General features: G+C 54.0%; 22 protein-coding genes and 2 tRNA genes. 5 read left to right on the top strand and 19 right to left on the bottom strand.

Annotated elements, in window-relative coordinates; translation table 11 throughout:
* Positions 1–5: 5 nt before the first annotated feature.
* From HBA55_RS20620 to HBA55_RS20610, 3 genes are all read right to left on the bottom strand, one after another.
* The gene (locus tag HBA55_RS20620) at positions 6–2,528 is read right to left on the bottom strand and encodes a putative bifunctional diguanylate cyclase/phosphodiesterase (protein WP_240946187.1); all 2,523 of its coding nucleotides are present in this window, start codon (positions 2,526–2,528) and stop codon (positions 6–8) included.
* A 181-nt stretch (positions 2,529–2,709) separates the two neighbouring features.
* Positions 2,710–2,949, bottom strand: a complete 240-nt coding sequence (locus HBA55_RS20615; protein WP_166995315.1) for a SlyX family protein — start codon at positions 2,947–2,949, stop codon at positions 2,710–2,712.
* Between the two features lie 19 nt (positions 2,950–2,968).
* A complete protein-coding gene (locus HBA55_RS20610; RefSeq protein WP_166995313.1) occupies positions 2,969–4,138 on the bottom strand; it encodes a serine hydrolase domain-containing protein in 1,170 nt (389 codons plus the stop codon).
* 166 nt (positions 4,139–4,304) lie between these two features.
* On the opposite strand from HBA55_RS20610, the gene HBA55_RS20605 reads away from it, so the two are divergent.
* Positions 4,305–5,237, top strand: a complete 933-nt coding sequence (locus HBA55_RS20605) for a UDP-2,3-diacylglucosamine diphosphatase (protein ID WP_166995311.1) — start codon at positions 4,305–4,307, stop codon at positions 5,235–5,237.
* 4 nt (positions 5,238–5,241) lie between these two features.
* Here HBA55_RS20605 and HBA55_RS20600 read toward each other — a convergent pair whose 3' ends face one another.
* The gene (locus HBA55_RS20600) at positions 5,242–6,054 is read right to left on the bottom strand and encodes an ion transporter (protein WP_166995309.1); all 813 of its coding nucleotides are present in this window, start codon (positions 6,052–6,054) and stop codon (positions 5,242–5,244) included.
* A 155-nt stretch (positions 6,055–6,209) separates the two neighbouring features.
* Between HBA55_RS20600 and HBA55_RS20595 the strand changes: the two genes are divergently transcribed.
* From HBA55_RS20595 to HBA55_RS20580, 4 genes are all read left to right on the top strand, one after another.
* Entirely contained in the window at positions 6,210–6,521 is a 312-nt protein-coding gene (locus HBA55_RS20595; protein WP_166995308.1) for a hypothetical protein, read from the top strand.
* A gap of 43 nt (positions 6,522–6,564) precedes the next feature.
* The gene (gene yciH, locus HBA55_RS20590) at positions 6,565–6,888 is read left to right on the top strand and encodes a stress response translation initiation inhibitor YciH (RefSeq protein WP_166995306.1); all 324 of its coding nucleotides are present in this window, start codon (positions 6,565–6,567) and stop codon (positions 6,886–6,888) included.
* 181 nt (positions 6,889–7,069) lie between these two features.
* On the top strand, positions 7,070–7,597 hold the full coding sequence (locus tag HBA55_RS20585; protein WP_166995304.1) for an energy transducer TonB: 528 nt from the start codon (positions 7,070–7,072) through the stop codon (positions 7,595–7,597).
* 102 nt (positions 7,598–7,699) lie between these two features.
* Positions 7,700–8,143: a hypothetical protein gene (locus tag HBA55_RS20580; RefSeq protein WP_166995302.1), complete on the top strand. Its 444-nt coding sequence runs from the start codon at positions 7,700–7,702 to the stop codon at positions 8,141–8,143.
* Between the two features lie 5 nt (positions 8,144–8,148).
* On the opposite strand, the gene accA is transcribed toward HBA55_RS20580, so the two are convergent.
* The 15 genes from accA to ybgC form a co-directional block, all read right to left on the bottom strand.
* Positions 8,149–9,099, bottom strand: coding sequence for an acetyl-CoA carboxylase carboxyl transferase subunit alpha (gene accA, locus HBA55_RS20575; protein WP_166995300.1), 951 nt, complete (start codon positions 9,097–9,099; stop codon positions 8,149–8,151).
* 230 nt (positions 9,100–9,329) lie between these two features.
* The gene (gene dnaE / locus HBA55_RS20570) at positions 9,330–12,947 is read right to left on the bottom strand and encodes a DNA polymerase III subunit alpha (RefSeq protein WP_166995298.1); all 3,618 of its coding nucleotides are present in this window, start codon (positions 12,945–12,947) and stop codon (positions 9,330–9,332) included.
* A 158-nt stretch (positions 12,948–13,105) separates the two neighbouring features.
* A complete protein-coding gene (gene nadA / locus HBA55_RS20565; RefSeq protein WP_166995296.1) occupies positions 13,106–14,161 on the bottom strand; it encodes a quinolinate synthase NadA in 1,056 nt (351 codons plus the stop codon).
* 153 nt (positions 14,162–14,314) lie between these two features.
* Positions 14,315–14,390 (bottom strand) — tRNA-Lys (locus tag HBA55_RS20560).
* Between the two features lie 101 nt (positions 14,391–14,491).
* Positions 14,492–14,567, bottom strand: a tRNA-Lys gene (locus tag HBA55_RS20555).
* A 92-nt stretch (positions 14,568–14,659) separates the two neighbouring features.
* Positions 14,660–15,337 (bottom strand): 7-cyano-7-deazaguanine synthase QueC, encoded by a 678-nt coding sequence (queC, locus tag HBA55_RS20550; RefSeq protein ID WP_166995294.1) that lies wholly within the window; start codon positions 15,335–15,337, stop codon positions 14,660–14,662.
* Complete coding sequence (locus HBA55_RS20545) at positions 15,337–16,152, bottom strand: substrate-binding periplasmic protein (protein ID WP_166995292.1); 816 nt, start codon at positions 16,150–16,152, stop codon at positions 15,337–15,339. Before HBA55_RS20545 ends, queC begins: the two co-directional genes overlap by 1 nt.
* Before the next feature lie 31 nt (positions 16,153–16,183).
* The gene (gene queE / locus HBA55_RS20540) at positions 16,184–16,831 is read right to left on the bottom strand and encodes a 7-carboxy-7-deazaguanine synthase QueE (RefSeq protein ID WP_166995290.1); all 648 of its coding nucleotides are present in this window, start codon (positions 16,829–16,831) and stop codon (positions 16,184–16,186) included.
* Positions 16,832–16,907: 76 nt separating this feature from the next.
* The gene (gene ybgF, locus HBA55_RS20535; RefSeq protein ID WP_166995288.1) at positions 16,908–17,714 is read right to left on the bottom strand and encodes a tol-pal system protein YbgF; all 807 of its coding nucleotides are present in this window, start codon (positions 17,712–17,714) and stop codon (positions 16,908–16,910) included.
* A gap of 13 nt (positions 17,715–17,727) precedes the next feature.
* Positions 17,728–18,261, bottom strand: a complete 534-nt coding sequence (gene pal, locus HBA55_RS20530) for a peptidoglycan-associated lipoprotein Pal (protein WP_166995286.1) — start codon at positions 18,259–18,261, stop codon at positions 17,728–17,730.
* A 131-nt stretch (positions 18,262–18,392) separates the two neighbouring features.
* Positions 18,393–19,670: a Tol-Pal system beta propeller repeat protein TolB gene (gene tolB / locus HBA55_RS20525; protein ID WP_166995284.1), complete on the bottom strand. Its 1,278-nt coding sequence runs from the start codon at positions 19,668–19,670 to the stop codon at positions 18,393–18,395.
* Between the two features lie 79 nt (positions 19,671–19,749).
* A complete protein-coding gene (gene tolA / locus HBA55_RS20520) occupies positions 19,750–20,595 on the bottom strand; it encodes a cell envelope integrity protein TolA (protein WP_166995282.1) in 846 nt (281 codons plus the stop codon).
* A 7-nt stretch (positions 20,596–20,602) separates the two neighbouring features.
* The gene (tolR, locus tag HBA55_RS20515; protein ID WP_166995280.1) at positions 20,603–21,028 is read right to left on the bottom strand and encodes a protein TolR; all 426 of its coding nucleotides are present in this window, start codon (positions 21,026–21,028) and stop codon (positions 20,603–20,605) included.
* Positions 21,029–21,040: 12 nt separating this feature from the next.
* Positions 21,041–21,727, bottom strand: a complete 687-nt coding sequence (gene tolQ, locus HBA55_RS20510) for a protein TolQ (RefSeq protein ID WP_166995277.1) — start codon at positions 21,725–21,727, stop codon at positions 21,041–21,043.
* A gap of 4 nt (positions 21,728–21,731) precedes the next feature.
* Complete coding sequence (gene ybgC, locus HBA55_RS20505) at positions 21,732–22,145, bottom strand: tol-pal system-associated acyl-CoA thioesterase (RefSeq protein ID WP_166995275.1); 414 nt, start codon at positions 22,143–22,145, stop codon at positions 21,732–21,734.
* Positions 22,146–22,162: the final 17 nt, after the last annotated feature.

Here is a 22,162-nt window from a genome sequence, read left to right as displayed (position 1 = left end):
ACTGATTAAGAATCCCACTGGGCGTGACGCAGCCACTGCTCCAGCGCCGGTGCTGGCTGCGGGCGTGCGATGTGATACCCCTGCACCTGGTCACAGCCGAGCTCCTGCAGCTTGCACAGGACTTTTTCATCCTCGACGCCCTCGGCGACCACCTTGAGTCCCAGGTTATGGGCCAGATTGATGGTCGAGTGCACAATTATCTGGTCCTGGTCATCCCCAAGCATGCCGGTTACAAAAGAGCCATCTATCTTCAACAGGCGTACTGGCAAACGCTTGAGGTAGGCCAGCGAGGAATAGCCGGTACCGAAATCATCAATCGCCAGCGTGACGCCCAACCCATCAATGGCTTTTAACACCCTGAGTGCCCGATCGGGGTCAGCCATAATCGTACTTTCCGTGATTTCCAACTCGAGCAGCTCGGCCGGTAATTGGTATTGGCTCAACAGCTCTTCGAGCTTGTCAACCAGCGCATCACCCAACAGGTTCTGAGCGGATAGGTTTGCCGCCACCGAGAACCGGTATCCCTGTTGCTGCCATTGCTTGGCCTGGGCAATCGCATTCTCAAGCACCCATAAGGTCATGGGATTAACCAGATCGGTCATTTCCACCAGCGGAATAAACTCCCCGGGAGGCACAAAACCCAGTACTGGATGCTGCCAGCGCAACAGGGCTTCAAATCCAAATACCCGAGACTGGGCAAGATCCACTTTGGGCTGAAAATACAGCTGCAGCTGATCTTCCCGAATAGCACGGCCAAGGTCACTCATCAAGGCCAGGCGCTTGGGGGTGTAGGTATCGTGTTCTACCTGATAAACGGATACGCCCTTGCGCTCTGATTTGGCATGGTACATGGCAACGTCGGCATATCGCATCAATGTGCTGACGTCATCCGCCTGATCCGGGCAAATTGCAATCCCAACGCTGACGCTGATCTCAGTGTGCAATCCTTCGACTTCAAATGGCTGTCGGATTGCATCGAGTACACGGTGCCCAATGACAACTGCCTGCTGGTTGTTGCGGATTCGAGGCAACAGAATCGCAAACTCATCGCCGCCCAGGCGGGCGACCATGGCGGGCAACTCGGAGAGCTCCATCTCCAACCGCGGGCCAATCTGCTTGAGCAACTTGTCCCCGACGTGGTGACCCAAGGTATCATTGATTTCTTTAAAACGATCAAGGTCCAGCAACATAAGCGCCAGCTGCTGGGTTTCCGCGCGCTGCCGCAACAACGTTTCCAGTTCCTGGTACAAGTGATTACGATTGGGCAACAGCGTCAGCGAATCGTGGGTTGCCTGATATTCGAGTCTGTCCAGGTAGCGCTGACGCTCAGTGACGTCTCTGGCCGTACCCCAAACCCGCTGCAGGTATCCGTTTTCGATGATACCAATGGCCGACACCTGAAAAGACAATTTGTCGCCATCGTTATTAATGTAGCTGAAATCCTGATCCACCAGGCGGTAGCCACCATCGACAAAACCCGGCAGTACATTGTGTCGGTGCTTGCCCAACAAGGCTGCCAATCTAACCCCCAGCATGTTATCGGGTACCGCCCCAAAAAATTTCGCCAACACGTGATTGCATTCAGCCAACCTGGCACGCTCTGACATCTGTTGGATCTGAACCGTAGCTATCTGGTGAACATCCACCGGTGGTTCCAAATCAAAGCGATACATGGCTTCTGAACTGTTGGCAATAAAGGCCTTATAGCGCGCTTCGCTTTCCTTTAGCGCCTGCTCCTTTAAGACAAGATCGGTGACATCATTCATCACCAGCAGCGCACCATGAACCACACCGGCGTCATCGAAAGTAGGAAGCTTATCCACCCGGTACCAGAACTGCTGCCCGTCTTCGGTGCGATTTTCAAGGCGGTCGAGTATCGGCACACCCGTCGCCATGACCTGCTCCAACTCCTGCTGGCAACCAATAGCATTGTGCCAGCCCAATGCGACATCGGAGAACAGTGAGCCCAATGCTGTTGCCCGAGGGAGCCAGTCAAAAGCCTTCTGGTTACCGTGCCTGATACGGCCATGATGATCGAAGTAAAGAATGGCGGCCTTGATGGAGTCGAGCAAGTATTCGCTTTGGAGCGGGAATCGCGAATTATCGGTCACATCGTGGCTGGCCTTGCTGAACAGCATACCAAGCATGCGCGTCTTGCCGGTTTCGTTCTGTATTGGAGCAGCCCACAAGAATCGATCCGTGTTCAATCCGCTGTTGGTGGATGGGTTGTTCAGGCTCACCTGCAAACTGAATCCCCGTGCCGTTCGCAGCGCAGTGGCCGAAGTTTCGAGAAACCCCTCCCGACTTTTTTCGCAGAAGATATTTAATAATTGGTCAAGCCGATCGGGATTACAGGAAAAAGCGTTTTGGAAGGCGCCATTAACTTCAATGCGCCCTTCACTGACGTGCCAACACCAGCAGGGCATAGGCAACTGGAAGAGTGTTTGATATTGCTCATCCGAAATATCCGGTATCACTTGCGCATCGGGCAGCGCCTCAGAGGGTTGAAATTTGGATTGATCGGACATGATAAAATGTGGACTCCACACCATCGGTAATTTCTATCCTTGAGCCAGGCCGACCCTGGATCCACCCGGATAGAGTCAGTATAGCGAAATTCCGTTTGAATGTGGCCAGATTTAATCTCAAGAGATTATTCTACCCTCCTGAATTCAAAGGGTTTTTACCCAAACCACGAACTCTGTCACATCAATAGTGAGGGGGGCGCTCGTCGATTGGCGCTCCGGGAATATCAATTTTGCCTTCCAGGGATTTCAACTTGTCTGCCAACGCCAGCAGCTGACGCTGCTGCTGAGTCTGGCGCTCGTCCTGAGCGGCTATAACGTCGTTTAGTTCCTGCAACGTATCCTCCTGAAACAGGATCCGGGTTTGCAGCTCTTCTATTTGTTGTTGCAAGTGAGCAATCTGCTCAGATTCCGTACCACTCATCGTTCGCTCTCTCTCAGCTCTATGCTCTTAAAACACGGTATACCGCCGCCAGCAAATGTTCGGCCCGTTCGTCCATCAATATGGCCTGCCCCATGGCTCGCGAGACGAACCCAAAGCCCAACCCTGCATCCATATCGCCGTACCCCAAGCTGCCTCCTGCGCCGGGATGGCAAAACGCTCTGGGCGCCTCAATGCCTGTTGGCGGCAGGCGCATAAAGCCCAGACTGAAACTGAGAAAGTGATTGAGTACCCTGTCCTGACCGCGGGTTTGCTCTTCCCAGCACCAGGGTTTGCGGGGTGTTTTAAGCAGGCGCTCATCATTGGGATCCGTGAGCGCACTGTAAAACCGGGCCAACGCCTCAGCACTGGCATGGCCATTTGCCGCTGGAATCTGGGCCTGACGCCAGGCCGGTTTGTTGGTTCCCGTCAGCAAGGTGGGCGGGTTGGAAAATGCCCGGTTCACCACCCCTCGCGGGTCAGCACGCATTAAAGTGACGAGGCCGCCATCCGGCACATTTTGCTGGTGTTTGAGCGGCGCCACATCGGCAATTCGATGAAATTCATCGTCATCTAAACCAAAATCCCAGTCCAGATCGAGCGGGCCGGCGATACGCTCCTGGATATAGTGATCAAAACTATCCACACCACTGACCCGGCACACCAATTCCCCCAACAGCCAACCATAGAGCATTGGGGAATAACCCTGAGCACTGCCCGGTTCCCACCAGGGCTCCTCCTGAGCGATAAGTTCTGTAACCGTAGGCCAGTGATAGATGGCCTTGTCATCAATTCTGTCCCGGAACGCGTTGACACCGGATCTATGGCACAAAACCTGGCGAACGGTGATGTAATTCTTGCCTCCCTGACCGAATGCCGGCCACAGGGAAGCAACCGACTGATCCAGATCCAGGTGCCCCTCTTGTGCCAACTGCAGAACGGCGACCGCCACCATTGCCTTGTTGGCCGAAAACACATTTGAACGCGTCGAGGATTCCCAGGGCAGCTGCTCGGCTTTATCCCGACTGCCGCCCCACAGCTTCACCCGCTGTTCGCCACCGATGTACACCGACACGCCTGCGCCGATTTCTCCATAGCTTTCGAAAAGATCTGCAAACGCTGTCGCCACCGGCTCAAACCCGGGGCTCACCTCGCCCTGTATCCCGTCTTTACCTCTGTTTGGTTCAGTCATTACCCTATACACCTGGGGATTCACACAGGCGCCATCATACCCCATCCGTGATCCTGACTGTCACTAATTCGACATACAGTTTTCATTGGCCCGTCACAGTGTGGTCACACCTCTGTCATCGCCCTATTGCAACCTGTGTGGAAGTGTTGCAAAGGGCAGGAATCTCATGAAACAGCATCGCACTCTCTGGATCTCAGACGTTCACCTGGGCACCAAAGACTGTAAGGCGGAGTTGCTCAACGACTTTCTTAAACACAACAAGGCGGACACCATTTACCTGGTGGGTGACATTATCGATGGCTGGAAGATGCAATCGGGTGTCTATTGGAAAAAAGAGTTTACCCAGGTCATCCGCCGACTGCTGAAGCTGTCCAAACAAGGCGTTAATATCAATTACATCACCGGTAACCACGACGAATTTCTGCGTCGTTTTGCCAATAACCGCCTCGATAATATCACTCTGCTCAACCGCAGCATTCATGTCACCGCCGACAATCGACGCCTGCTGATCATTCACGGCGACCAGTTCGACGGTGTCGCCCGCTGCCACCAGTTACTGAAGTTTTTGGGCGACAAGGGCAACGATTTATTGATGTTTCTGAATCGCAACCTCAATCACTTTCGCGCCCGTTACGGCTACGGTTATTGGTCTCTTGCCGGCTACCTGAAACAGCACATCCGCCGCGCCCGGATTTACATCAACGACTACGAACAGGGCGTGGCCCGCGCCGCCGAAAAACAAGGCTTTGACGGTGTCATCTGTGGCCATATTCACAAACCCGCCAAGAAGAAAATCGGTAAAATTGACTACTACAATACCGGTGACTGGGTAGAATCCTGCACGGCGCTCGCTGAAGACAGCGAAGGCTGTATTTCATTGATCAAGTGGCGCAGGAATCTGGACGAGCATTCACAGGCGGATAGTGCTGACAACGATGAATCAGAACTGGACGACTTTGAAACCGAAGGTCTGGAAATTCCCCCGGCCATCGCCGCCAAACTGCCTTTGGCGATGGTGGCCGCCACCGCCCGGATTGAAGAGGAAGTGCTGAGCGGCAATAAGGCGGCTCCCGCCCTGATCATCCCGGGACCCATGTAGTGCGTCAATCCGTCAGCGTCGAACCGCACTGTTTGCAATATAACGCATCACTGTCGTGACCGGCACTGCTGCATTCGGAGCAACGTCGTAAACTGCGCTCACGCTGCATTTCCGTTGTCAGTTCCGCCGTCAATATACCCGTGGGCACCGCAATAATGGAGTAACCGGTCAACATCGCCGCCGCCGCTATCAATTGCCCCAGGCTGGTCTGAGGTGTGATGTCTCCATACCCCACTGTGGTGATGGTAACAATCGTCCAGTAAATGCTCTTGGGAATGCTCGTAAAACCGTGCTCCGGCCCCTCTACCACAAACATGAGCGAACCAAAGATGGTGGCGAGCACCAGCACGGAAGAAAAAAACACCAGAATTTTGCGCCGCGACATCATCATGGCACGCATCAGAATATTGGCCTCTGACAGGTAGCGCACCAACTTCAGAACCCTGAAAATTCTCAGCACCCGCAACAAGCGAATCATCAGGAGGTAATTCATATCGGCCACAAACAGCCCCAGATACGACGGCAGTATAGCCAGCAGGTCGACAAGACCGTAGAAGCTGCGGATGTAACGCCAGGGATTGGGCGAGCAATAAATTCGAAGCAGATATTCCACCGTGAAGATGGCGGTAAAAGCCCATTCCACCCCGTATAGCCAGGGACCGTAAGCGCGCTCAATGGCTCCTATGGACTCGAGCATCATCGCCAGTACACTGAGTACAATGGCGTAAATCAGAGCGACATCGAATCGCTTACCCGCCTTGGTCCCGGTCCCGAAAATGACACTGTGCAGTTTGATTTGCAGTGGAGACTGCGCCATAAGAATGTATCCCGTGGTAGGGTCGAGTGACCGCCATTTAACCAGAGCCCCGATTAAAGCACCACCGCAATCAGACCCCGCTCCGCAATGGCGGTCTGTACCCACCTTACGCTAAAATGCCCGATTCCATCCAGGTAACCCTTTTGGAGCTGTTAGTGGCCCTATTGCTTAAACCCCTGCGCTGCCCTCATTGTCAGGAGCCTATTGATAAAGCTCTTCTGCGCCGAAGCGGCCGCCTGCAGGCATTTCTCAAACGCAAATCATTTGGCTGCCCCCACTGCGAGCAGGCGGTACTTTTTCCCGAAAAAGCCGATACGACGGTGTCCCTTGGCATATTTGTCGCCGTTATTCTGGCCCCTCTGTTCCACCTCTGGGAAGTCAATTTTATCGACAGCCGCCACCTTTTTGGTGTTGGCGTCGTGGTGATTGCCGCCGGCCTTTTCACCCAAAAACTGGTGAAGGCCTGATTCGTTGATTGGCCTGAATTATTGAACTGATAGGAGTCCCGCTGTGAGCAAGAATTCCCGACTGGTTTATTCCACCGACCAGGGTCGAATCAAGGAAGAGCCTGCCCTGCCCACTGTCGATCCCGGCGATGGCATCGTCAGGCTCAAACGAGAGACCAAAGGTCGCAAAGGTAAAGGAGTTACCCTTGTGACCGGACTGGGCTTGGAAGCCGCAGAGCTGAAGAAGCTGGCCAAGACCCTGAAGCAGCAATGCGGAGTGGGCGGCGCCGCCAAAGAAGGTGTCATTGAAATCCAGACTGACGACCGCGACAAGCTAAAAGCCCTGTTGGAGAAACTGGGTTATACGGTCAAACTCGCCGGCGGTTGAAAATCCCGCCACTAGCGCAGCTGGCGCGTTATTTGCTCTACACCCAATGACTTGCCAAAAAATCCCGATTACCGTCATTTTTTTGGCAGCCCAAGGTTTTTGACGCCCCAGCTCCTGACAGACCAGAACCAACCGACAAGGTTTTGACTGCCAGAGGGCGCACTGCAAGAGCGATTTGAGTATGACCGCGACAGATTTCTGGCCATTAATCGACACTTCACTCAAGGTGGCGCTAGGCGCGCTAATCGCAGGCCTGTGCCTGTGGTTAAACAATCGCCGCCTCAACAACACCAGTCATGATCGAGCCGGTCGACGCATCGATATGCTGGAGGCCGTGTCGAGTGACGTTGGCAACGTTAATCATATTTTTGCCAAGTACTCTTCACTGGTGATTGAATCCACCCGCTTCGGCAATCGCTGGCCCCAAGCCCGTAAAGATGAACTGGTGCGGGTCAACACGGAACTGGTGGCCGAGTTCAGAAAAATGGCGGAAGCAGAAGCCAAGCTGCTGATGCTGGGGGAAAAAGCCCTGGAAAAAACCCTGCGCCTGTATGGCGCGAAAATCGCGCAGTTTCGCAAACAGGTTTACGTCGGACGACAGGACATCAGCGAGCAGGACATCGTTAAGCTAAAGCAAGAGATTTTTCAGCTTCGCGAGCAGTTCTACGACATTCTCAGCCGCAAATATGACCGCCTGTTGACCGCCTGAGCTACAATCCAGAAATCACAATCGGGAGGAAACGGGATGAAGTGAGGAACAATAACGACTAGACTATTGCCCTGACAGGGTAAGGTTACTGAGTCTCACTGAATGCAACCCAAGGAAATCATGATAGTCGTCGGCGGTGCGCTGCTGCTGACCAACCTGTCTATTGTCGGTACTCTTTTCGCCACAGGATATTTCGACTCCGACAAAACCACTGAATCCAAAGAGGCCGCCGCGGCGCAAGAGAACGAAATCGAAGAGCCAGCGCCTGGAGCAATCACCCCGCCCAAGAAGCGTGCACTGCACTCCATGGCCAAGGCGATGTACCTGTGCGAAGACAAGCTCAACGCCGCCAACACAGGCAAGCGCATGAGCTACGAATTTAATGCTGTGGCAAGCCGTTTCGATACAGAGACCGACAGCTATACCATTTTTATCAATACCCAGACTGCCAGCCGCGCCAGCGCCCCGGAAGAAAGTGCGGAGGTGACCTGTGAAGTCTCCGCCGCCGACCTCTCCATCACCAATTATAAGGTGATGAAGGATTAACAATACTAGCCGTTACCGTAGCTCATCAGTCGCTGATAACGTCGCTCCAGCAATTCATCCATGGATTCACCGCAAAGGCGGTCAACCTGCTCGATCAACCGGCCCTTGAGCTTGTCCGCCATGGCATCGATATCGCGGTGCGCACCACCCAGCGGCTCGGCAATGGTTTCGTCAACAATGCCAAGACGCTCCAGATTGTCAGAGGTGACACCCATTGCCTCTGCGGCAAGCGGTGCTTTGTCCACCGTTTTCCAGATAATATTGGCGCAGCCTTCCGGAGAAATCACAAAGTAGGTGGAGTATTGCAGCATATTGAGGTGATCACCGACACCAATCGCCAGTGCGCCGCCGGAGGAACCCTCGCCAATCACTGTGCAGATAATCGGGGTTTTCAGGCGGGACATCACGGCCAGATTCTGAGCGATCGCCTCACTGATACCACGCTCTTCACTGTCGATACCAGGATAAGCCCCCGGAGTGTCGATCAGCGTTAGTACCGGCATTTTAAAGCGCTCTGCCATCTCCATCAGGCGCAACGCCTTGCGATAGCCTTCGGGACGGGGCATGCCGAAATTGCGCTCAACCTTTTCCGGAACACTGCGACCCTTCTCTTCGCCGATCACCATGACCGGCTTGCCATCCAGGCGAGCCACTCCACCTACGATGGCTTTGTCGTCGCCAAAATGGCGATCGCCGTGCAATTCATCCCAGTCCGAAAACATGCGTTTGATGTAATCCATAGAATAGGGACGCTGAGGGTGACGCGCCACCTGAACCACCTGCCAGGGACTCAAGGAGGAATAAATGCTCTCAGTCAGCTTAATACTTTTTTCCCGAAGCTTGGCAATCTCCTCGGCGATATTCAGATCATTGTCGGTGCCCACCAACTGAAGCTCTTCAATCTTGGCTTCGAGGTCGGCGATCGGCTGTTCAAATTCGAGGTAATTTGGGTTCATAACTACCAGTTTTTCCAGACTGCGTGTTGTAGTTAAACGAGACGCGATCATTTTTTGTACGACCGCGGATGTGTCAGCTAACCATGAGTTGGTGCGGGCAGCGCCTTCCCGCACCCCCCATTTGAAGTTCGCTTACCATACTCGAAAGCATTAGGGGAGTCGACCTCTTTTGGCCTGATCCCCGTGCATTTTGTCCAGTACCCCTTCGGGGAGTATGTTCTTCGTCAGCACTAATATTCCAGCGACACCTGATCCCGGCCGCAGATATCCCTGAGCTGCTCCAGCAACTCGTCCCTCGGACTAACGCGCCACTCCTTTCCGAGCATCACCTGCCCGCGCGCGCCTTGGCGCTGAACATCCACCTTGACTGCACATCGTCCTTCGCAATAAGGCTCCAGCATTGACGCCAGTCGACGCGGAAAGTCCTGAGCCACCGACTCTGACTGAACCTGGATGACCAGACCCCGGGCCAGTTCGACCCTGGCATCCGCCAGGCTTCGGATCTTCTCCGCCCGCATTTTCAGGCCGCCACTGTAATCGTCGTAGCTGACCTGCCCTTCAATAACCAACATGCCGTCTTTAACGAGTTTTTCCCGATATTCGTTGTAGGTATCAGAGAATACAGCGCACTCAATACGTCCAGAGCGATCATCCAGTGTCACAAAAGCCATGTTGTCGCCACGCTTGGTCTTCATCACCCTCAACCCCACCACCAGACCGGCGACGTTTTGAGTGCTTTTCTCCGGTTTCAGATCGTTGATGCGAGAAGAAATCAGATGCTTTAATTCGTGGCGATACTCTTCAATAGGATGACCGGTGAGATAAAGACCCAAGGTTTCCTTCTCACCATTGAGCCGCTCCTTAATACTCCAGCTGCGAACTTTGCGGAACTCGCTGTAGACATCGCCACCGCTGTCGCTGCTGGGAACCACCTCACCAAACAGATCACTCATGCCGGCGCTGGCATTGGCTGCACTTTGCTCTGCCGCCTTTACCGCTTCCGCCATCGCCGCGAACATCACCGCGCGATCGTAATCCCGGTCCACTTTCGGCCCCAAGCTGTCCAGTGCTCCAGAACGAATCATCGCTTCAAGCGCTCGCTTGTTGACTCTTCTCGGGTCGATTCTGGCACAGAAATCAAACAAGTCAGCAAAGGGACCGTCCTTGCGCGCCTCCAGAATATTCTCAATCGGGCCCTCGCCGAGACCTTTGATGGCGCCCAAACCGTAGATAATGCCGTCATTATCATCAACGTTGAAATGGAACTCCCCCTGATTCACATCCGGTGGCAACAAAGTCAGCCCCATTTCCCGACACTCTTCGATAAAGGTCACCACCTTGTCGGTCTTATCCATGTCCGAAGACATGGTTGCCGCCATAAAATGAGCGGGATAATGGGCCTTTAGCCAGGCAGTCTGGTAGGACACCACAGCATAGGCCGCTGAGTGAGACTTGTTGAATCCGTATCCGGCAAACTTTTCCACCAGATCGAAGATCTTCATGGCCAGCTCGGGATTGACACCCTGGCTCTTGGCGCCCTCTTCAAAGGTTGAACGCTGCTTGGCCATTTCCTCGGGCTTCTTTTTACCCATCGCCCGACGCAACATGTCTGCGCCGCCAAGGGTATAACCCGCCAGCTCCTGGGCAATCTGCATGACCTGCTCCTGATATACGATCACCCCGTAGGTGGGTTTCAGGATAGGCTCAAGCTTTTCATGCTGGTACCTGGCATCGGGATATGCCACTTCGGCACGACCATGTTTTCGATTTACAAAGTCATCCACCATGCCGGAGTCCAAAGGACCGGGACGGAACAATGCCACCAGGGCAATCATGTCTTCCAGATTATCCGGCTGCAGCCGCTTGATCAGGTCCTTCATGCCCCGCGATTCAAGCTGGAAAACGGCAGTCGTTTCTGCGGCCTTGAGCAATTTGAATGTTTTGGCATCGTCCAAGGGAATGGACTCGATCACCAGGGGCTCCTCCCCTCGCTTGGCCCGCTGTACATCAATCATCTTCTTGGCCCAGTCGATGATGGTCAGCGTTCTCAGTCCCAGGAAGTCAAACTTAACCAGACCGGCGTCTTCCACATCCCCCTTGTCGTATTGGGTGACCAGACCACCGCCGGTTTCGTCGCAGTACAAAGGTGCGAAGTCGGTCAATTTGGTGGGAGCGATCACCACTCCCCCGGCGTGTTTACCCACGTTTCGGGTCAGGCCCTCTAATTTGAGGGCCACTTCCCAGATTTCCTGGGCTTCCTCATCGCCCTCGACAAATTCCCGCAGTATCTCCTCTTGCTCGTAGGCCACCTGCAACTTCATGCCCGGGTCAGGCGGAATCATTTTCGAGAGTTTGTCGGCGAGGCCATAGGATTTGCCCTGCACCCGCGCCACATCCCTCACCACAGCCTTGGCTGCCATGGTACCGAAGGTGATGATCTGAGATACGGCGTCTCGCCCATAGTTATCGGCGACGTAGCTGATCACCTGGTCACGATTTTCCATGCAGAAGTCGACGTCGAAGTCAGGCATCGAGACCCGCTCGGGATTCAGGAAGCGCTCGAACAGCAGATCATATTCCAGCGGATCCAAATCGGTAATTTTTTGTACATAGGCGACCAGAGAACCCGCTCCGGAACCCCGGCCCGGGCCTACCGGTATATCGTGATCCTTGGCCCACTGAATAAAGTCCATCACGATCAGGAAGTATCCTGGGAACCCCATCTGCATGATGATGTTGAGCTCGAACTGCAATCGCTCAAGATAGACCTTGTAAGTCTCGGAAAATTCCGGGGCGGAGGTGTCGTACAGAAACTCCAGCCGCTCATCCAGCCCTTCGTAGGAAATCTTCTGGAAGAACACATTGGTACGCAGCATCGCCGCGTATTCCTGTTCCTGCTCCCGACCACTCCATTTGACCGACATCGCCTCTCTGGCGTACCCCACAAAGGTGTCATAGGGAACCCGATTCTTAAAGTAAGGGTCATTCTCGAAATCATCGGGAATGGGATAATCGGGGAGATAATAATTGCCCAGCTCAATGTCGAGAGTACAGCGTTTGGCAATTTCTATGGTATTTTCAAGCGCTTCCGGAATGTCGCTGAATAACTCGAACATTTCCTCAGGAGTGCGCAAATACTGTTGCTCACTGTAGCGTCGCTCACGGCGCGGATCGTCCAACGCCCGACCTTCGCCGATACATACCCGCGCCTCGTGCACCTCGAATTCATCAGCGCTGATAAAGCGGCAATCGTTGGTCGCCACCACCGGGCATTGAACCTGGTCCGCCAGTGCAACCGCAGCGTGCAGATACTCTTCGTCCTGGGCGCGCCCCGTTCGCTGCAGCTCAATGTAGAAACGCCCCGAAAAGTCCTCCATCCACGACCTCAGCAACGCTTTGGCCTGAGCATCTTTACCGGACAGTAACGCCTGCCCAATATCACCGAACTTTGCGCCAGACAAGGCAATGACGCCCTCGCTGAACTGACTGATCCACTCCCGCTTCAGGTAGGGCATGCCCTGGTGCTGCCCCTGTTGGTAACCCAAAGAAATCAGTTCAGTAATATTCTTGTATCCCCGGGTATTCATGGCGAGAAGGGTCACCAGATAAGGGGCAGCATCCGTCTCTTCAGGCCGCACCCAAAAATCACTGCCGCCAATCGGTTTGATACCACTGCCTTGGGCTGCCTTATAGAACTTCACCAGACCGAAAAAATTACAGTGATCGGTGATGCCGCAAGCGGGCATGCCCATGGATTCCAGCGCCCCAACCAGCGGCTTGATGCGAATTAAGCTGTCAAACAGAGAGAACTCGGAATGAAGGCGCAGATGAACAAAATTGGGGGTCATAGGAAGTCAGCCAAGCGGGATTTTTATCATTTGGGCCGACATTTTAGCGAAAGCTGGGGGGAATAGCAGGGCTTGTATTTTGATCAGAGATAGGCTGGGAGCTAAAGTGCGGGGCACATCCCTGGCTGCACATATTTTGTACAGCCGGAATGGGCAATTTACTTGCGCTTAGTAAAATCCAGCATGCGCTGAAGCGGCTTCATGGCGCGAGCCGCCAAGTCCGGATCGACGAAGATCTCGCGGCCCTGACCATTTTCCAAAACACCTTTGAGGTTGTCCAATGCGTTCATAGCCATCCAGGGACAATTGGCGCAACTGCGACAAGTCGCACCGCTGCCGGCCGTCGGAGCTATGTGGAACTGCTTGTCCGGACACAGCTGCTGCATCTTATAAAAGATACCCTGATCCGTCGCCACGATAAATTCCTGGTTATCCATGGTCTGTGCGGCTTTGATCAGCTGAGAGGTAGAACCGGCGACGTCAGCCAGGGCGACCACCGCCTCTGGTGATTCGGGATGCACCAACACGGCAGCACCGGGATGACGCTGCTTGAGCTCTTCAATACCCTTGGCTTTGAATTCCTCGTGCACAATGCAAGCACTGTCCCAGAGCAGTACATCGGCGCCGGTTTGCTTTTGCACATAGTTGCCCAGATGCTTGTCTGGCGCCCAAAGGATTTTTTCGCCTTTGGCATCAAGATAATCGACCACTTCCAATGCAATGCTGGAGGTGACCACCCAATCCGCCCTGGCTTTGACAGCTGCAGAGGTGTTGGCGTAAACCACAACCGTGCGGTCGGCATGCTGGTCGCAGAATTGGGAAAATTCGTCGGCAGGGCAACCCAGATCGAGAGAGCAAGTAGCCTCTAGGGTCGGCATCAGCACCCGCTTTTCCGGTGTCAGAATTTTAGCGGTTTCACCCATGAATTTGACACCCGCCACGATCAAGGTGTCGGCGTCATGGGTCTTGCCAAATCGCGCCATCTCAAGAGAATCTGACACGCAGCCGCCAGTCTCCTCCGCCAGCGCCTGGATCACCGGATCGGTGTAGTAATGGGCGACGAGTACAGCATTTTGCTCTTTCAGCAAGCGTTTGATGTCTGATTTGTAGGCCTGTTTCTCCTCTTCGCTCATTACTTGCGAAGGCACCGTGGCCAAGTGTTCGCGCACCAACTCGCGCGCCGCTTCCTTGGGGGGTTGTTCGATAACAGTCATAAATCTATCCGACGTCTCAGGGAACCTGTTACTTTAACACAATGGCAACAAAAATTCGCGAAAGGGCGCGCCACTCATACGCTGCCAGCTACCAATTCAAGTCAGCCCACAAACAAAAAAGGCCACCCTTTGGGCGGCCTTTTTTGTTTCGTATGGTGGGTCGTACTGGATTCGAACCAGTGACCAATTGGTTAAAAGCCAACTGCTCTACCAACTGAGCTAACGACCCAAAAGCTTTTGCGGCGGACAACCCTCGGCGGCCCTGCCAACTACGCCACCCTATCGCATAGGTCATTTTTTGATCTATGCCTGATCAGGCGCAATCCTGAATGGTGGGTCGTACTGGATTCGAACCAGTGACCAATTGGTTAAAAGCCAACTGCTCTACCAACTGAGCTAACGACCCAAAGGAGGCGCATATAGTAATGATTTAAGTTGAAAACACAAGTGCTTTTTTCAAGAATATTGCAGCCTAATATTCTTATGATAAACAAGGGCTTAAACCGCGTAGCGGGTAGGGTCCGGGAGGCCGGCCTGCTCAAATCCCTGGCGCCTCAATCGACAGCTGTCACATTTGCCACAGGCCCGACCCTGCGCATCGGCCTGGTAACAGGAGACGGTCAAGCTGTAATCCACACCCAGGCCCGTGCCCACCTGGACAATTTCGGCCTTGGTCATATCGATCAATGGGGCCTCGACCGATAACTTGTTTCCCTCAACCCCCGCCCGGGTGGCCAGGTTCGCCATGTCTTCGAATGCCTGAATAAAGGCGGGTCGGCAATCGGGATATCCCGAATAGTCCACCGCGTTGACACCGACAAATATGTGCTGAGCTCCAAGCACCTCGGCCCAACCCAGCGCAATGGACAGGAAAACGGTATTGCGGGCGGGCACATAGGTCACTGGAATGCCTTCTGTTTCCTCTTCGGGCACGTCGATACTGGTATCCGTCAGCGCACTGCCTCCGATCGTCCCGAGATCAAGCCGGACAACCTTGTGCTCAGTGGCCCCCATTGCCTTGGAAGTGCGCTCGGCAGCAGCCAACTCGGTGAGATGCCTTTGCCCATAATCAAAACTCAAGGTATAGCATTCATAACCCTGCTGCTGCGCCATTGCCAAAACTGTAGTGGAATCCAGTCCGCCGGAAACCAGCACGACGGCTTTTGATGTCGACATCAATTGTTTCTCTGTTGTAGATCGGTGTTAGAGGAATCCCCGTCCAGCGGGGCATTATTCAGTTGTCCGGCAGTAAAAAGTACTGACGGGTGATAAAAAATAGAGGCCAGAGCACCGCTGCTCTCCATCCGTCCCAAGGCTTCTTTGTAAACCGGCAAAAGATCACGGTGACTGGAGGTTCGCGACATATAGAGCCCACCGCTGGTCTGGCTCAGCGTCAACAACCGGCTGATTTGCCCTGGCTTCACGGCCATAGCTGTGAGTGCGTGATAAAGTGTCTGATCCGCGCTGGCCATAGCGTCCAGCCGACCCTGAATTACCATCGCCACCCCTTGGTGCATGGCATTGATGGGGACTCGCTCAAAGTGGGCGGCGTTATCAAATGCCGCACCATACTTTGATCCGCGAATATAACCCACCCTCATCCCGGCCAGATTTTCAATGGAATTCAAGGGCTCCTGTTTTCCGGCACCCACCACCATAACTTCCGTCATCACCACTGAGCCAACGCGAATACCCGCCTGCCTCGCCAATGGGCTGTCGAATAAGACCGCAAAATCGACAAATCCGCTTTTGAGTGAGTGAATCACTCGCGGATAGGGTTGTAGATAGTTGCGGTAAGGCACCCCCGCTTCCGCGCTTAGTTCACGCGCAAACGACACCAACAACCCCTGTTCCCTGCTCTCCGAATCCAGGTAACCCCAGGGTTTGACTGTCGAGGTGGCAAAACGGACCACTCCGGGGCTGGCCGCCTGAACCAGCGCCGACAATGACAATATCGCCGGAAGTAGCGCCCTCAGTAAGAAATGCTGCATTCGGACAGAAAAACACGCCAAGGGGTCAAAATCAATGACCTGGCTCATCATTCCAGAGTATTTTGTGCAGCTGCAACTGAAAGCGGACCGGCAGGTTATCCTCAACAATCCATTCCGCCAGCGCTCTCTCTTCCACCTGACCAAAACTGGGAGAAAACAGGATTTCACAGCGCCCAACCAGCTTCAGCTCATCAAGCTTCATCCTCGCCCATTCATAGTCCTGACGGTCGCAGATCACGAATTTGATCTGATCGTTGGTGGTAATATGCGGGATATTGTCATAGAGATTCTTGCTCATCTCGCCAGATGCGGGGGTTTTCAAATCCAGGACGCGACTGACTCTGGTGTCCACAGCGTCAATCGCCATCGCACCACTGGTTTCCAGAGATACCTCATAACCGGCATCACAAAGCCGCTCCAGCAGGGGCAGGCAATTGGGTTGTGCCAAAGGCTCCCCACCGGTCACACAAACATATCTGGGCTTATAACCTGCGATGATTTGCTCAATTTCATCCAGAGACTGCCGCTTTCCACCAAAAAAGGCGTATTCGGAGTCACAATACTGGCAGCGCAGGGGGCATCCGGTAAGGCGCACGAATACCGTGGGCAGCCCCACAGTTCGGGCCTCCCCTTGAAGAGAATAGAATATTTCGGTAATTCGGAGCGATTGCTCAGCCATGGATTCCGCCAGTCTCAAAAAAGGGGCGGAATTTTACCCAATCCTGGCTTGTGAATCGAGACTTAAGGAGCAACCCTTAAGGATTGCCCATCCCGGACAGGTAATTTGTGGCCAGACGCGCCGCATTGGAGTTGCCAGCAGCCACCTGCTGCAACAGCTCCCTGGCTTTGGCGGTGTCACCCAGCTTATCGTACACAGTGCCCAGCTTATAAGTCGCATCCGGGACCTTGTTGTGATCACTGTATTCACTTAATAAGCGGGAAAACCATTCCCTGGCCTGCTCAAGATCACCTCGTAACAGGAATATCTCGCCCAACCAATACTGGCAGTTGGCGGCATAGCGACCGGACGGGAAGTCTCTCAGATAATGATTAAAAGCGGTGATGGCCTGATCGTAGTCTTTTTTCCGCAAGACCAGATCAATAGCAGTTCGATAGCGCTGCATCTCATTTGGCGCAGAAGCGGCGGTTGAGACAGCTGGGACCCCGGCAGGCACCGAAGGCGTGGCTGTCGCATCAGCGGGTTTGTCCGTCTCAGCGGTCACTTCCGCCTCAGCAGCAGCGGGCATAGTGGAGGTCAGAGCACTGACGCGCCTATCCAAATCGAGGTAGTCATCCAGTCTCTGCTGCTTCAGACGCCTCAGCTCATAGGCCTGCTCTTCCACCAGACCACGAAGTTCCAACACCTCTTGCTGCAACATCTGCAGCTGGTAAAACAACTCCGCGGAGTTACCCGCCGGCGCTGCATTGGCATCCGTTGCCGCCTGCGCTGTCTGGATCAGCCGATTGTTGGAGTCCACCACCTGCACCTGCGCGCTGGCAGCGGCGCCCCAAATCAAAACAACCGCAGCAGTGGCTGCTGCGGCCAAGGTCACTGCTTTCATCACTTGAAACTGATTACTTCAGTTCTACGCGACGGTTTTTGGCGTAGGAAGATTCGGAAGAACCGCGCATGGCCGGGTATTCCTCGCCGTAGCTGATGGTTTCAATCATTGAGGAATCCACACCCTGAAGGACGAGAAAATCCCGAACAGATTTTGCACGACGCTCACCGAGTGCCATGTTGTACTCGCGGGTACCCCGCTCATCGGCATGACCTTCAAGGCGGATGGAGCGCGGAGAAGACTTCAGTTGGGCGGCATGAGCGGTAAGTGCAGCACGGGATTGAGCATTCAACAAAGACTTGTCAAATTCGAAATAGAATACAGTATCGATGGCAGGGGCGGATTCTTCCATTTGCCCACCTCGGGTGGTGAGACCGGAATCGCCGGCAGAGCCCGTGCTAACGGTGGATTCTGTGCTGGTGTCGGTATCGGCACCTGTAGTACCGGCGTTGCCGGTGCCGTCAACAGTTGAGGTACTGGTACAGCCCGCCAGCGCAGCCATGACCAGAGCCAGACCAAGACTTTGCTTCAATGCAGATGAGAGCATACTTTAACTCCTAGTGGTTATCGTTTAATCGTTTTCAGTTTTCTGGCGCCAAGATTCAGGTAACTGCTCTGTAAAGCGGGTAGAAACACCCTCGCATTGAACGACCTAGCTTCCCTGACAATACACCCCAATTAAAAGTACGGCGACCAACTCGGTTCACGCACATCACCCTGCTTGGATGGCAAGCGAAACTTCACGCCGGCATCCAATGACACCGCGGCGAGGATTCCCTTGCTCCTAAATTTGGTGGCATACATCAGCATGGCACCGTTGGGAGCAATTGTTGGAGATTCATCCAAGTGAGTCTCCGTGAGTATCCTGATATCCCCGCTTGCCATATCCTGTGTGGCGATATGAAACAAGCCATTATGGCGATGCACCATGACCAAAGTTTTACCGTCCGCAGACAATCTGGCCCGAGCGTTATAGTCACCCTCAAAGGTTAAGCGTTCCACCCGGCCACTGGCAAGAGTTACTTGGTAAATTTGTGGTTTTCCGCCGCGATCTGAGGTGAAAATCAGCCCTTTCCCGTCCTTTGTCCAGCTCGGCTCGGTATCGATGGCAAAGTGACGGGTCACTCGAGTGAAACGGTTGCTGGCTATATCGAGTACGTAGATCTCTGGATTACCGTCTTTCGAGAGAACCATAGCCAGTTTTTTTCCGTCCGGTGACCAGGCCGGTGCGCCGTTCAAGCCTTTAAAATTGGTCATTTGCCGACGCTCCTGGGTGGCCAGCACTTGTGAGAATATCGCCGGTCGGCCGGTCTCAAAACTCACGTAGGCCACTGACTTACCATCGGGAGACCAGGCCGGTGACATAATAGGATGCTTCGATTCCAGTAACAGCGTTGGCCGTGCACCGTCGACATCTGCCCGCATCAAACGGTATTTTTCGTTGCCGAATGCTTCGACATAGATCATTTTGGTTGAAAAAGCACCACGAATACCGGTAATGGTTTCGTAAATCATATCGCTCGCAAAGTGCGCCATGTCTCGCAACTGATCAGCCCCGCCACTGACCTGATGCTTTAAGACCTGCTTCTGGGAAAGAATATCGAACAGCTCAAAGTTCAGCGTGTATCCTCCCCCGGCGTCGCGCAGGAGGTTGCCCAACCACAAAAACTCGGTGCCCAGGATTCTCCAATCCCGGTAATAGACCTCGGAGGCCGAGCGAGGCAAGGACAGCATATCCTCACGCGGCACTGGGCGAAACTGACCACTGCGACGCAGGTCCGCAGCAACAATAGCACTGATATCCTCACCGACCGCATTGCCCTGCCCCCCCACGGGCACAATGGCAATGCTGGTGGGGTTGTCCACGCCCTGAGTAATTTCAATGGTCAACTCCGCATGGGTCGCCGCCGATAATCCCAGCCAACAGCATAGCAGCAGGCACCATCTAAATTGCATATTCACCCCAATTAAATAAAAGACTTTAGCTTTGATTGTTTTTTGACCAAACAAACCCAGACTCCTGATGGCAGAGTGCTCACAAGCGTAAATCCTGTGGATTAAATATCAATGTCAATTGCCGGAAGTAGGTTTCGAACACTGACGGCGGCATTTCTTTTAATAGCTCGAATCGACCGATCTTCTTTACCGCTTGCTCAGCCGAGCGATCAAACGCCGGGTTTCCACTGCTCTTTGTGACCACCACACTCACGACTTGGCCTGTTGGCACCAGCTGTAATTGCAGTTCGCACTTCATCCCTCGCCTGGCCGATGGCGGTCGGCTCCAGTTCTGTTCTATCAGTTGCGCCATTTTGGCAACGTAACTTTGAGCGGTGGCAGCATCCTGTTCGGCAAGCAGCATTTCCTCCTCGCGGGCCAACTCATCCGCCATGGCAGCCTCCTGGGCTATCCGCTGCTGTTCACGCTGTTCCTGCAGGCGGCGTTGCTTTTCCAGCTCCTGCCGTTCCTTTTCAAGCCGTTCCTGCTCCTGTTTTTTCTTCAGCGCTTCCTGTTTGCGTTTCTTTTCCTCAGCCAGTTTGCGCAAGCGCTCCCGCTCCGCCTTTTCCTTGGCCAGCCGTTTCTTTCGAGCCGCCTCTTCCCGTCGCTGCTGCTCCCGCCGTTTGGCGGTTAAATCGATCACCTTATTCTTCTTGGGAGCTGCCTTGGGCTTCTGGGTTTTGGCCTCCACCGTCACCAGTTTGGCTTCAATAAATCGGGGGGTCACCTTGTGTTTGCTCACCGGAGCGGACTCCCAGCCCCAAGCCACCAGCACGACAATAAGAACGTGCAACAGCAGGGAGACCGACACCGCCAATCCGTACTCAGCCAGCCACTGACGAAGATCAAACTGCCGTTCCGATGCAATTAAAGCTGCCTGACTCATAGGTAAATCAAAGTACGGGAGGCTCGGTAACCAGCCCTACTGACTGGGCACCCGCGCCCTGAAGTGCCGTCATCAAACCAACCACCAGCCCATAATCCACGCTGGTGTCCCCCCACACCAACACAGTGGTAGTAGGTTTTTGTCGCAGCACCTTGGCGACCGCTTGCTTGATGTCTTTTAATGGGCGAGGGCTTTTTTGATCCTTGCCGATATTGATGTAGTAGAGCCCCTTGGCATCCACAGAAACAATCAGAGGCTCCTCTTGCTGGTCACTCAAAGGTGCCGACGGGGCGGCGGGCAGCTCCACCTTAACCCCCTGCATTAACAGAGGCGCCGTCACCATAAATACCACCAGCAATACCAGCATCACATCGATGTAGGGCACGACATTGATTTCGGCCATGGGCTTTTTTCGAATCTTGCGATGGAACATGCCGGCGCCCCGCTACTGTCGGCTGTGCACTTGCCGGTGCAATATAGAGGAAAACTCCTCGGCGAAGGTTTGATATCCATTGATCAATACCTCGGCACGGTGGGAAAAACGATTGTAGGCGAGAACGGCCGGAATAGCGGCAAACAGCCCCATGGCAGTAGCCACCAGTGCCTCGGAGATTCCAGGCGCCACGGTGGCAAGTGTCGCCTGGTGAACATTGGCCAATCCCCGAAAGGAGTTCATGATCCCCCAGACCGTGCCAAACAGCCCTATATAAGGGCTCACTGACGCAACACTGGCCAGAAAGGAGAGATTGGCTTCCAGTTTTTCTTCCTCACGGGCCAGAGCCACCCGCATGGCCCGTTGGGTACCTTCCATCACAGCATCCGGGTCAGACGCACCCTGCTGTCGCAATCGACTAAACTCCTTGAAGCCGGCACGGAAGACGTTTTCAACGCCATCCACCCCTTGATTGCCCTTGTTGCCCTGACGGTAAAGCTGGTTGAGATCGATACCGGACCAAAAGGTATTTTCAAACTCCTCAAATTGAGACTTGGCCCGGCTTTGGTAGCGCCCCCGTTGTACGATCATCACCCAGGAGATAATCGAAGCCAGAAACAACACCAGCATCACCAGCTGCACCAATAAGCTGGCATTAATAATCAAACTAAAGATGGACAGGGACTCGGATTCGCCCATGTTGTTATTTCCTTAATGAAAACTGCTGCTTTAATACAGAATGTACCGTTCCCGGTATGGCTACGGGTTTCATGCTGGCCTGTTCCACACAGGCCACTTTGATCTCTCCCTGGCACAAGGGTTCCCCGGAGCGTACCACCTGCTGCCGAAAAATCAGGTAGCTGCGCGCCAACTTACTGATACTGGTGACGACCGTCAACTCATCATCCAATTGTGCGGGCCTCAGGTAGCGCACATCGGCGCCGTGAACCACGAACATTCGTCCTTCTTCGAGAATGGCTGCCTTGCCAAATCCGAGGCTACGCATCAATTCGGTGCGGCCGCGCTCCATAAATTTGAGGTAATTGACGTAATAAACGATACCTCCTGCATCTGTATCTTCTATATAGACACGAAGAGGAAAGTGATGATCGGACATATGTCTGCCGCGCGGGC

The organism is Pseudomaricurvus alkylphenolicus (assembly GCF_011683955.1).
GTDB classification, from domain to species: Bacteria; Pseudomonadota; Gammaproteobacteria; order Pseudomonadales; family Cellvibrionaceae; genus Pseudomaricurvus; species Pseudomaricurvus alkylphenolicus.
Note: the sequence above shows the minus strand (reverse complement) of the source record. Positions and strands in the feature narration are given on the sequence as shown.

What these genes read in the sequence shown, in the direction of transcription:
- HBA55_RS20580 (WP_166995302.1), top strand. Translation starts at nt 7,700, where the DNA reads ATGCAACCCAAGGAAATCATGATAGTCGTCGGCGGTGCGCTGCTGCTG.
- tolA (WP_166995282.1), bottom strand. Translation starts at nt 20,595, where the DNA reads ATGAGTCAGGCAGCTTTAATTGCATCGGAACGGCAGTTTGATCTTCGT.
- queC (WP_166995294.1), bottom strand. Translation starts at nt 15,337, where the DNA reads ATGTCGACATCAAAAGCCGTCGTGCTGGTTTCCGGCGGACTGGATTCC.
- queE (WP_166995290.1), bottom strand. Translation starts at nt 16,831, where the DNA reads ATGGCTGAGCAATCGCTCCGAATTACCGAAATATTCTATTCTCTTCAA.
- ybgF (WP_166995288.1), bottom strand. Translation starts at nt 17,714, where the DNA reads ATGAAAGCAGTGACCTTGGCCGCAGCAGCCACTGCTGCGGTTGTTTTG.
- HBA55_RS20585 (WP_166995304.1), top strand. Translation starts at nt 7,070, where the DNA reads ATGACCGCGACAGATTTCTGGCCATTAATCGACACTTCACTCAAGGTG.
- HBA55_RS20610 (WP_166995313.1), bottom strand. Translation starts at nt 4,138, where the DNA reads ATGACTGAACCAAACAGAGGTAAAGACGGGATACAGGGCGAGGTGAGC.
- dnaE (WP_166995298.1), bottom strand. Translation starts at nt 12,947, where the DNA reads ATGACCCCCAATTTTGTTCATCTGCGCCTTCATTCCGAGTTCTCTCTG.
- tolQ (WP_166995277.1), bottom strand. Translation starts at nt 21,727, where the DNA reads ATGGGCGAATCCGAGTCCCTGTCCATCTTTAGTTTGATTATTAATGCC.
- pal (WP_166995286.1), bottom strand. Translation starts at nt 18,261, where the DNA reads ATGCTCTCATCTGCATTGAAGCAAAGTCTTGGTCTGGCTCTGGTCATG.
- HBA55_RS20545 (WP_166995292.1), bottom strand. Translation starts at nt 16,152, where the DNA reads ATGCAGCATTTCTTACTGAGGGCGCTACTTCCGGCGATATTGTCATTG.
- tolR (WP_166995280.1), bottom strand. Translation starts at nt 21,028, where the DNA reads ATGTTCCATCGCAAGATTCGAAAAAAGCCCATGGCCGAAATCAATGTC.
- nadA (WP_166995296.1), bottom strand. Translation starts at nt 14,161, where the DNA reads ATGACTGTTATCGAACAACCCCCCAAGGAAGCGGCGCGCGAGTTGGTG.
- tolB (WP_166995284.1), bottom strand. Translation starts at nt 19,670, where the DNA reads ATGCAATTTAGATGGTGCCTGCTGCTATGCTGTTGGCTGGGATTATCG.
- HBA55_RS20600 (WP_166995309.1), bottom strand. Translation starts at nt 6,054, where the DNA reads ATGGCGCAGTCTCCACTGCAAATCAAACTGCACAGTGTCATTTTCGGG.
- HBA55_RS20615 (WP_166995315.1), bottom strand. Translation starts at nt 2,949, where the DNA reads ATGAGTGGTACGGAATCTGAGCAGATTGCTCACTTGCAACAACAAATA.
- HBA55_RS20620 (WP_240946187.1), bottom strand. Translation starts at nt 2,528, where the DNA reads ATGTCCGATCAATCCAAATTTCAACCCTCTGAGGCGCTGCCCGATGCG.
- ybgC (WP_166995275.1), bottom strand. Translation starts at nt 22,145, where the DNA reads ATGTCCGATCATCACTTTCCTCTTCGTGTCTATATAGAAGATACAGAT.
- HBA55_RS20605 (WP_166995311.1), top strand. Translation starts at nt 4,305, where the DNA reads ATGAAACAGCATCGCACTCTCTGGATCTCAGACGTTCACCTGGGCACC.
- accA (WP_166995300.1), bottom strand. Translation starts at nt 9,099, where the DNA reads ATGAACCCAAATTACCTCGAATTTGAACAGCCGATCGCCGACCTCGAA.